General features: G+C 40.1%; 11 protein-coding genes. 4 read left to right on the top strand and 7 right to left on the bottom strand.

Going from position 1 to position 9349, the window contains the following annotated elements; translation table 11 throughout:
* Positions 1-248: 248 nt before the first annotated feature.
* Genes mobC (AACZ87_RS22900) through mobC (AACZ87_RS22890) form a run of 3 tightly spaced genes read right to left on the bottom strand, consistent with a single transcriptional unit; the run spans position 249 to position 3915 of the window.
* Entirely contained in the window at positions 249-2240 is a 1992-nt protein-coding gene (mobC, locus tag AACZ87_RS22900; protein ID WP_339870416.1) for a conjugal transfer protein MobC, read from the bottom strand.
* A gap of 20 nt (positions 2241-2260) precedes the next feature.
* Entirely contained in the window at positions 2261-3544 is a 1284-nt protein-coding gene (locus AACZ87_RS22895) for a relaxase/mobilization nuclease domain-containing protein (RefSeq protein WP_339870415.1), read from the bottom strand.
* Positions 3529-3915 carry a plasmid mobilization relaxosome protein MobC gene (gene mobC / locus AACZ87_RS22890; protein WP_339870414.1) on the bottom strand — a complete coding sequence of 129 codons (387 nt, stop codon included), beginning with the start codon at positions 3913-3915 and terminating at the stop codon, positions 3529-3531. The genes AACZ87_RS22895 and mobC (AACZ87_RS22890) overlap by 16 nt, the downstream gene beginning before the upstream one ends.
* A 320-nt stretch (positions 3916-4235) precedes the next feature.
* On the opposite strand from mobC (AACZ87_RS22890), the gene AACZ87_RS22885 reads away from it, so the two are divergent.
* Together AACZ87_RS22885 and AACZ87_RS22880 are read left to right on the top strand one after the other, a co-directional pair.
* Positions 4236-4517 (top strand): hypothetical protein, encoded by a 282-nt coding sequence (locus tag AACZ87_RS22885; RefSeq protein WP_339870413.1) that lies wholly within the window; start codon positions 4236-4238, stop codon positions 4515-4517.
* A gap of 25 nt (positions 4518-4542) precedes the next feature.
* Complete coding sequence (locus tag AACZ87_RS22880) at positions 4543-4803, top strand: hypothetical protein (protein WP_339870412.1); 261 nt, start codon at positions 4543-4545, stop codon at positions 4801-4803.
* 120 nt (positions 4804-4923) lie between these two features.
* Here the strand turns inward: AACZ87_RS22880 and AACZ87_RS22875 are convergent, their stop codons facing one another.
* The 4 genes from AACZ87_RS22875 to AACZ87_RS22860 all read right to left on the bottom strand — a co-directional run bounded on the left by AACZ87_RS22875 (position 4924) and on the right by AACZ87_RS22860 (position 7879).
* Positions 4924-5328, bottom strand: coding sequence for a hypothetical protein (locus AACZ87_RS22875; protein ID WP_339870411.1), 405 nt, complete (start codon positions 5326-5328; stop codon positions 4924-4926).
* 11 nt (positions 5329-5339) lie between these two features.
* Positions 5340-6176 carry an RteC domain-containing protein gene (locus AACZ87_RS22870; protein ID WP_339870410.1) on the bottom strand — a complete coding sequence of 279 codons (837 nt, stop codon included), beginning with the start codon at positions 6174-6176 and terminating at the stop codon, positions 5340-5342.
* A gap of 213 nt (positions 6177-6389) precedes the next feature.
* Positions 6390-7292, bottom strand: coding sequence for a terpene synthase family protein (locus AACZ87_RS22865; RefSeq protein ID WP_339870409.1), 903 nt, complete (start codon positions 7290-7292; stop codon positions 6390-6392).
* Positions 7289-7879, bottom strand: coding sequence for a hypothetical protein (locus AACZ87_RS22860; protein ID WP_339870408.1), 591 nt, complete (start codon positions 7877-7879; stop codon positions 7289-7291). Before AACZ87_RS22860 ends, AACZ87_RS22865 begins: the two co-directional genes overlap by 4 nt.
* Before the next feature lie 289 nt (positions 7880-8168).
* On the opposite strand from AACZ87_RS22860, the gene AACZ87_RS22855 reads away from it, so the two are divergent.
* Positions 8169-8636 carry a MauE/DoxX family redox-associated membrane protein gene (locus tag AACZ87_RS22855; RefSeq protein ID WP_339870407.1) on the top strand — a complete coding sequence of 156 codons (468 nt, stop codon included), beginning with the start codon at positions 8169-8171 and terminating at the stop codon, positions 8634-8636.
* A gap of 422 nt (positions 8637-9058) precedes the next feature.
* Entirely contained in the window at positions 9059-9346 is a 288-nt protein-coding gene (locus AACZ87_RS22850) for a DUF6520 family protein (RefSeq protein ID WP_339870406.1), read from the top strand.
* Positions 9347-9349 lie beyond the last annotated feature (3 nt).

Genomic DNA, 9349 nt, shown 5'->3' with positions numbered 1-9349 from the left:
GCCGAAAAATTATAGAATAACTTTTCTACACTTACACACTTAATGGGATACTACCCTTTTTGCAGTCAAACGATCTGTTGCATAATGAGAAGGGGACCTCTATCATCAGCAATGATGCACTGGCCAGCTTAACCTTATTCATTGCTTCAAGTAAACCCGAGGAAATGGAGACCGTTAAAAAATTGGTGATCAGTGTCCTGAACAGGAATAACTAATCCCAAATAAATTATTTGAGGGATATCTTTTAACTATCCCTCTTTTTTTATTACCAAATGCATCTGCCCTGGATCATTCAATAACCTTCCCATTTCAGCCTGAATTATATCCTGCACATCCTGCTTGATTTGAAGGTAATTTCGCTGCACGATACTATTGTCCAGCTTTCGTATTTCAGGGATAGGCTGATAGTTTTCCTGCTCTTTTTTCAGTGCCAGATGATCATTGATGATCTCGGAATGAAATGCTTTTAGAATCAGTTTACAATCTGGATTATCTGCTATCATCCCTACAAATTCACCCGATGAAAGAGAGGATATGGTAGAAGGTGGAACAGCAGACTCCAACTGTTTTGATCGACTGACAGAAGTATCTGCACTGTTTATGGAAAGGCTCTGCCTGTCCTGCATGATCTTCCCTATCCTATCTGATAACTGTTTGGCAGAATCCCCATTCACCTGCCCTGAAATGATATTTCCAACTATACCCATAATCACATCAGCAAGCTCTCGTCCATAGTCTTTTCTAAGCTGACTAAGATCCTGAACTCCCAAAGTAGTAGCAACTTTATTACTCCTTGCCGTAGCAATCAGACTGTCCATGCCGTTCAAATAGATCGTCGGAAACTCATCGAAAATCAGACTACTTTTTAGCTTTCCCTTTTGGTTTACCAGCTTCACCAGACGGTTTACATACAGTGAAAGTACAGCTCCATAGATCTGGATTTTCTGAGGATTGTTTCCCATGCAGACCAGCTTTGGCTCTTCTGGGTTATTGATATCCAGCGTAAAATCATTTCCTGAAAGCACATAATACAGCTGGGAAGAAGATAGTCTGGCCATGGATATTTTTGCTGAAGCGATTTGTCCCTCCAACTGCTCCATCACATCATTCAGGTAGGCATTTACAAAAGGATTGATCAGCACGTCGATGTCTTTTTCGGCCCGTAACACCGTAAACAACTCATCGTAATCAGCCTGCATCAACTCAATCACATGAGGTAATGTACAGAATTCTCCACCGTTGTATTTTCTCAAAAACCAGATGATAGCAGTCAGGAAATTGATCGGTGATTCCACAAAAAAGTCTCCTTGCTTTTTGATCCATTCCCTGTTCAAACCCATCAATATCGTCCGGGCTGATTCTGCTGCATCAGTAATATCCAACATGGTCTCCGGTGCCAATGGGTTGCAGCGATGGCTCCGTGTAAGATCATCAAAATTGATAACATAGAATGCTGGAACTACATTATAACTAGCCTTATTTTTAAGCCAGGTATTGTAAACAATGGATGACAGATCATCGAATTTGAAGTCATACACAAACATGGAAAAGCCTTTTTTGATGTGCTGGGTGATCACATGACGGATGACAAAATAGCTCTTTCCCGAACCTGGAGTTCCCAATACCATCAGTCCACGAAAAGGATTGATGATATTGATCCAGCTGTCTCTAACCTTTCCTTTTAGGTTATATTTTGCAGGTAAATTGACAGAGAATTCATTCTCTAGCAGCCGCTCCTCCTGTGGAAAGGTTTCATTTTCAGTATTGAAAACATCAGTACTGAGCTGTTCATGAATAATTCTCGAGAGCTTTGTTCCACCCGAAAGTATAAGCAAAAAACCTAAGGAGGTAATTGTCATATAGACAATCGAAATCCATTCTATTGGCGCTTCCCAAAGCATCAAGACGTAACTGCCTAAATAAAATCCAAGGCCCAAAACTCCATAGACCAATGCTCTTTTGGCATTCATCTTTTCCTTCTTCCTACCCTTGATTCCCAAAAGAGAGATGGCCAGCATGGCAACCGCAATAAGCTTGGAGGTGTAAAAATCCTCAAAGAGACCCGTATTAAAAATGTTCTCTAAAACTTCATCAGTCAGATCTGAAACCAGCCCCCATTCTCTAAAAGTAGCATAGCAGTAGTAATAAAAATGCAGTCCCAAAACCCCAACCCCCATTAGGCGAGTCATATCCAAAATCTTGCGTAATCCCTGTTCATTTTCTCCGGTTTGCATCCCCATCCCCTCTTAGTTTATCCCTATTATTTTACTTGCTTTCTTTTCTTACGCTTCTTCTTTCTCCATTCAAATGGCAGATAACTATACGTCTCCTCTGGAGTTATTACTGTGTCCAACATACCTCTTGAAGAGCTATTGGAACTTCTGGTTTCCTTATCAGTAACCGGTAGAATTAGTCTCTGATCTCTTGGGTTTTCCTGCGCTTGACTTGGTGATTTGATGTATGATTTGGGAGTGACCGTGTCATTTTTCTGATTATTTCCTATTCGATCCAACAATCCATTCGCACTGTATTTCTTACCTAATGCACTTCCATTAAACACACATTTGGTTCGATGGTCCACAAAAGTGATCCCATACAATCGACCCTCTTGATTCTCCCGTTTGACCGTGACAATTCCCTGCTTCTCCATGCTTTTTATTACCTCATCCAAACTACCTTTAGGCATCTTCAAAACAGTTAGATCAATTGCTGATCGAATTGATTTGATATGTTTCTTGCGTTCCAAAGCATTAGTCTCAAACTTGGATTCAATCGCATTCAGTGTAGCTCGAAAGTGAAAACTGCTTGCCTTTATTGGTACTCCAACCTTATCCCCTTCACCATCCAAAACCCGGTAAACCAGTCCTCTATTTTTAAAAATTCGTGATTCTTCAGTTCCACGGTCAGCCACTATTCGATAGCCTTTCAATATCGCATTTAGCTCAGTCAAGGAAGTGTAGCTATAGTTTTTTAACACATGTTGCAACACATTTCCAATAGTTCGTTTAGTCTCAGATTTGCCATAGTTCAGTCTGGAAATCGAAACAGGCTTTGCTATAAATAGCCCTTTCTTTTGGGACTCAGCTGGCACTAATCCAAACCGCTTTTCAATTGCCTTTCGGCTTGGTTCAGACTTGAGTTTTCCGATATTATGCAGAGCAATCCGCTTACCATCCAACCCAATATTCGTCGTCACGATATGCAGATGAGGGTGCCCAGCATCGGTGTGTTTATACACCAGATAGGGTTGGTTTTCAAAGCCAATCCCGCGCATGTATTCTTTGGCTATATCTTGTAATTTTTTGGTTTCAAAGTCCTCTCCCGGAGCAAAGTTCAATGAAATATGGACTGTATTCACTGAAGTTCTGGAGTTTAATTCAGTCAGTTTAAGCATATATTTCAGACGAATATCTGCAGACTGGGCCGCTTCCTCAACCGGATAGTTTTGAGTCAAAAGTAATTCAGCCACTCCTTGCTCTACCTTATTTTCATTGTAGTGGAATGGTCGTCTCAAAGAAGCGCTGGTCTTTATGATTGCAACCATTTCGCTGCCGTTTGATTGATAAAAAGGGTAACCGATTTCAGTGAATCTTCAATCTCCTGTTTTAAATTCTGTCCCTCAGAAAGATGAACTTTTAGCTCATTTCCAGCAGATGAATTTATCTTTTTTACCAACTGATTATAGTTGGTAGCAATCCCATGCAAGTCTCTTCTCAGCGCTGTTAACTCGGCCAAAAGTTCCTGCATTCCTGTGTCTTTATACCTACCGATTACAGGCTTTTTAAGCAGTAATTTCCTGGCATAATCACTTAGGCTTTCCTGAACTGTTTGCCCAAATTCCGTTTGGATTTTCTCATATTCCTGAAGTGTCAGCCTAACATGCAGCCATTTGTTTCTCTTGTGTTCTTCCTTCATCGCAGTTCATTTTCACAGTTCAACAACCTTACAAATTCAAACCCCACGACTTCGGAGTTAGGGGTTTCAAGATCCGGTTGTGATACAACCGTACATCTTGCCGATTTCACAGGACACAGGAAATCTCGTTATCCTTTTAAAAGCATTTGAAGCATTCACAGAAATCTAAAATCCATATCCGAATCCTCGTATTGGGGTGATACAATAATAAAAAGTGTTCCTAACATATGTCTATCCTGATCAATCTCTAAATAGGCTCATGTCATTGATAGACAGTAGATTTAGGATAGTATAATTTCTAACTCAAAACCAATGAAGCCATGGCTATCTCACCACTTGAAACTATCTACGAAACATTACTTGCCGTTCCAGGTATGCATGACACGGTAAAGATCGATCTGAAAATCCCACGCAGAACCGTGTTGTTGCTAACTGAAGTAATCACTCGTGGAATGGAACAAAAATCTGAATCCGGAAAAAACCCTATTCACATCTCAAAAGAATCAGAAGAAGAACTGAATACCATTATCTCCGATAGCCTGGAAAAAGCGGGACTTACTACCCTAAACTCCAAACTAAAAGCCTTAACAAATCAAGGTTGACTTAAACTTTAAAACCAATCAGTGTATGAAACGGGAAGAAACGGATAAACTAAACAGGGATAAAAGAATAGACCCAGATGCAAACCCTTTAACCTCATTTGGGCGAGACGATGATTTTACAGAAGAACTTATCAAAGGAATCTGTGAAAAAAATGATTCAGAATTAAAGACACCTAAAGAAAATATCCTCCATTCAAGGCATTCTGAAATTGCTCATAGTAAGCAAGAAAAAGTAACAAGCCGAAATCAACGTTCCTCCAGAAAAAAGAGAAATGGTATCCGTTAAATGGTCACGCTTTTATGTTTGTGGAAATTAATATTGTCAATTTTTACCAGGGAACCTGAGCATTCAAACTGCTCAAAAAATACGGTCAGCCTAAGCATCATTCGAATGATCAAATCAGCCTTATACAAATCGATTCATGGACACAGGAAATGAATCGGTTTGTATGGGGCAGATCTGCTTTTCACTAAAGCCCTTTTCCGCCGGAACAAGGAAGTGGGCTTTTGGGTCTGCTTGACTTTTTTCTGTTTTATCAGAGTCTTTAATTTTATACTTTCCCCTGTCAATCAGGTAAATGCTCCATAAAAATAAAATCAGCATTCCCAGGATCATCACGGGAACACTCACAAACATCAGGAAGCCCTCACCCATAGAAATTAAGACTGCTTTGCTATACCTGGAAAAATGCTGCAACCCCCCGGGACCGCGTCGGTAAAATCTCTTACGCTTAACCCATACGCGTAACCCAAAGCCTCCTCCCAAAAGACAAATACCTACCGATACTATAAATACATCTTGCCAAAACATAGCTTATCCTTTTAATATCCCATATCGGTATCATCCATTCTTTTTACCAAGCTGTCTTTAAGGCTATCCAGGAAAATCGTCCTGCCCTTCTTCCTGTCGCGCATGCTTTGAAATGTGCGGTAAAAGTTGCCGACTTTTACATTGAAAAGGGACTCCATAATTGAAATAATCATTTTCACATCACTCTTGCCGTGGTTTACTGATCCTCTGGAGTGTAGGGCATAAGCCAATTCTATCAGTGCTGACTTGGAGTCTGTCCATTCATTATTGGATTTCTCCGAACTTCTGGAGTCTATTCCCATTTCCAATTTGATCAATTGTTGCTTGATGTATTCCGTAAGATTTTCATAGGCCATTATCTTGGCAAGTTTGCTGCTGTTGAACGTGGAAAAAGCAGGGTCAAAATCAAAGGAATAATCAGGAAGTAAGGAAACCGGCTTTGAATCTTTCAAAAATAATTGTTCATCCAGATCGCTCCTTTCCAACTGATGGTAGATATATAGCTGGTGATTTCTGGCAAAAAACTCTTGGAACTTATCCATCACATGATGGTAATAGTTCTTTACCTGCTCCTTCTTTCCAATAGGCTTATTTGCTTCCAGGTAGATTAGCTCAGAAAAGTAAATCAATTCCATAAGAAACATGGGCTTGTAATGCTTGAAGAAGCTAATCTCTTCCTCTAAATCCCTGAATTCATAATTCAACATAAATTCCCTGAGTCTAACTAGAATGGCATTGACTGCCCTGCCACATCTTTCGGCCTTCTGTAGCTCATTGAATGTCTCCTTTGTTACACGCTTCAGTGACTCCTCCATCTCCATAAAAAGCGTTTCTACAAATGCTTTCATATCCTCCTTGTTTAATTCCCAGACACATCATGCTCTCAATCAATCAGCATCTACTTTTTATACCAGTGATAGAAGTGCCCAGATTTAAATCCTGCACATTCCAACGATTTATATTTTCATCTCTAGTCTTAGTGTATGTTTATTAAATATTCACTTACCTGGACAAATCAGACAATTATTTATTAGTAGCCATTTACGCTATTTTTTATAGTATCATCTATTAGCTTGTTCAATAGATTCCGAGTAACGGTCACTTTCCCATGACCAAAAAAGACATCCTCCCACAAGTAGAAATAGATTATCCACCCAGGCTTTACATTCCTCAGAAGTCTGACGTAATAACAATCCTCTATTTTTGATTTTCTTCTGCAGATAGGAAATCTCCCCTTTCACTATTTTTTCGGCAACCTCAAACCCATGCTCGATTGAAAGAAGTAGCACTTCATTATGTATATCTCCTATTGCACTTTCCTTTGCACTTGAAACTAGATCATTTGATAGGCAGATATACCTGGCAACATCAATTATAAGTCCCTTCGACTCATCAGTTCTATCAAATGCAGCATTATTCAACATATGAATCGCTATATAAGCCCCAGAACTGTGCGGTCTCATAGTTTGGTATTCATCCAAAGTCGGTGTCCTGTTTTCTTTTCTGTTGTTACTTTCCCACTGAAGGCCCTTGATGTAGTTATTCCAAATATTTCTAAATTCCTCTTTCCAGACCTTCTCAGGGAAACATTCTAAAACCTGGAGATAACAGGTATCCACAGGAAGTCCAAAACTGGACAATAGCGAACTGTTCAATTCCAACTTATCTGTTGACATTTCAGATAAAAAATTTTCTGCCTCTTCTATTTCCATTAAGTCCAATAAATCATCTAGAATAAATAGACAAAAAAACAGTTCACCTATTGGGTACAACCGTGAATTCTCCAGTTGCGGAAAAAGGTAGCAGGTGAACCAATTTAGTTTCTGAACAGAACAACGTTTTAGAATCTCCAAATCTGAATCACCATCAGAATTCTTCAGCCATGTCTCCGCCCAACGCAAAATCTGCCTATCCAGCCTAGGTGAATTCTTATGGATAGAGACAGGAAAATCTAAGCTATTCATCGATTTGTGCTTTTAAGGTTATGTTTAAAACGTTCCACTGTTCTCTGGCTGACACGGAAAAAACCAGCTAAATCGTTATTGGTGATTACTGGTTCCAATCCAGGAAAAGACCTCACTAATTCTTCATATCCTTCTACTAGCGTCATTTTACCTAGCTCAAGTACTTTAATATTTCGCTCATTGATCCGTAAGCTTAGCTTGTGAGCCAGTGAAACAAGCTCCGGGCTCCTGCCCAAGACATTCCGTTCTGAATCCAGACTAAACTCATAGTAAATCACATCGGAAATACATTTCAGTATAGTATCGCTAGGAAGTCCAGAACGAAAGGATCGTTCATCAAAGACAGTGTCTGTGGGACGGTATATGACAGATAGGGAATGTTTGTCATTAGTATATCTATAAGCCCCTATGAACCCCTCACATAGGTACCTGCTCACCCTATCAACCTCACCCATATTTTTCAACACTTTACCCCTTTTTACACGCTTAAATTCAAGCTTAGAAAATACCATACCTATAGCATCTTCAGGTAAATCCATCAGTTGTTGGATATCATCAATCAAGAGTTTCCTATACTTTCTATCCATGGCTACACACACTTAATCAAACAAAAAATTTACTCTAATTAAAAAACTTACAAACTAGTTTTACAACACAACTCTATTAAACTTGCCCTATTAATCTAATTATCAAGGTATTTCCAACCAAATATTTGGGTATAAGAATTAAATATTTAGCTGAAAATTCCGACACATGTCGGAATTTTGGTCTTGAATTCACATTTCCGACATGCGTCGGAGGCCCGATCGCAATTCTAGCAGTACATTTATTTACAGAGGAATTAGACCTCTTTATTGAAGATTATTACTGGAAGAAATGGGCCATTATAGTAAAAAACTGACTCCCAAACCGATTGAGTTGAATGCATTAAGCTTACAGCTGAGTAGCCTTATACTCATTATTGTATTCGTGTATACTGGTTTGGATAAGCTACTCCGATGGGAGGATAATTGGAAGGCATTTCACAACCAGACCTTTCCTGCTGAACTGGCAGCTGTCTTAGCTTCCGCTGTGCCGCTTTCAGAATTGCTGATTGCCCTGCTCCTGCTCTTTTCGGTCACTAGATGGTGGGGATACCTCTCAAGTCTCCTCCTCCTCACTGTCTTCACTACTTATGTAGGGCTGATCTGGGTGGGAGCTTTCCCAAGAGTTCCCTGCAATTGCGCAGGGATCATTGAGTCATTGGGATGGTCAGCGCATTTTATACTTAACCTGTTTTTGATCGGGCTCACGGTATTGGGCCTCAGGGTAGATTCAAAAACAAAGCCTAAGGCTATGCCTTAGGCTCTACTAGGTGTTAAGCTTTAATCAAGTGGCAATATGCCTCTATTCCATAAAGTTAACTAATATTATTTAGTAAGTAAGCTAACATTAGTTATTAAATAAATAAAGGGATATAAATGGGCAGGAACATAGGTCAGATCCCCACCCAAAAAATAGCATGACTGAAACTATGCAGTGACCTGCTTATAATAGTTGCACCGTCCATCTCAAATGACAGGGAGTTGAGATGCCCGTCAACACTCGGCGGTGCAGGGATCCGAACCGGCTCCCAAACCGGGACAACCCGGATGGTTCAACCGCTGAATTGGAGTTCTTGGGTGGATTCCTCAAGAAGGAAGAAATCCTAGGAAGGGATTCCAGATCAGAGGTACAGTACAAGTAATGTTTAACCGAGGGGGAAACCCCTCTTTAACCACACGATTATGAAATCAATTAAAAAAATGCTTCCAGCCCTAGGGTTAGTGCTCGGAGCAACATTGGCTATGGCCATGAATTTTGCAAATAATCCAACAGAGCGCTATGCTGAGGATCCTGCTTCAGGAACCGAAGTCTGGTACGACCTCACGGATATCACTCCGGGACCGACTACCTATCAGTGTGATGAAGAGGTGGATGAAACTTGTTCCCACATGGACTCAAATTTCTTGAGCAATGAAGTGGAAGAAGGCGAATTCATCAAAAATGGCTCACTGCCTTTGGCCACGCCATAATTT

It is taken from the genome of uncultured Algoriphagus sp. (genome assembly GCF_963974365.1).
Classification (GTDB): Bacteria; Bacteroidota; Bacteroidia; order Cytophagales; family Cyclobacteriaceae; genus Algoriphagus.
The sequence above is the reverse complement of the archived record's forward strand: the minus strand, read 5'-3'. Positions and strand labels throughout refer to the sequence as shown.

Bases quoted from the DNA above. Each gene is read 5' to 3' on its own strand.
- mobC (WP_339870416.1), bottom strand. From the start codon at position 2,240: ATGGGGATGCAAACCGGAGAAAATGAACAGGGATTACGCAAGATTTTG.
- AACZ87_RS22865 (WP_339870409.1), bottom strand. From the start codon at position 7,292: ATGAATAGCTTAGATTTTCCTGTCTCTATCCATAAGAATTCACCTAGG.
- AACZ87_RS22875 (WP_339870411.1), bottom strand. From the start codon at position 5,328: ATGTTTTGGCAAGATGTATTTATAGTATCGGTAGGTATTTGTCTTTTG.
- AACZ87_RS22885 (WP_339870413.1), top strand. From the start codon at position 4,236: ATGGCTATCTCACCACTTGAAACTATCTACGAAACATTACTTGCCGTT.
- AACZ87_RS22870 (WP_339870410.1), bottom strand. From the start codon at position 6,176: ATGAAAGCATTTGTAGAAACGCTTTTTATGGAGATGGAGGAGTCACTG.
- AACZ87_RS22860 (WP_339870408.1), bottom strand. From the start codon at position 7,879: ATGGATAGAAAGTATAGGAAACTCTTGATTGATGATATCCAACAACTG.
- AACZ87_RS22850 (WP_339870406.1), top strand. From the start codon at position 9,059: ATGAAATCAATTAAAAAAATGCTTCCAGCCCTAGGGTTAGTGCTCGGA.
- AACZ87_RS22895 (WP_339870415.1), bottom strand. From the start codon at position 3,544: ATGGTTGCAATCATAAAGACCAGCGCTTCTTTGAGACGACCATTCCAC.
- AACZ87_RS22880 (WP_339870412.1), top strand. From the start codon at position 4,543: ATGAAACGGGAAGAAACGGATAAACTAAACAGGGATAAAAGAATAGAC.
- AACZ87_RS22855 (WP_339870407.1), top strand. From the start codon at position 8,169: ATGGGCCATTATAGTAAAAAACTGACTCCCAAACCGATTGAGTTGAAT.
- mobC (WP_339870414.1), bottom strand. From the start codon at position 3,915: ATGAAGGAAGAACACAAGAGAAACAAATGGCTGCATGTTAGGCTGACA.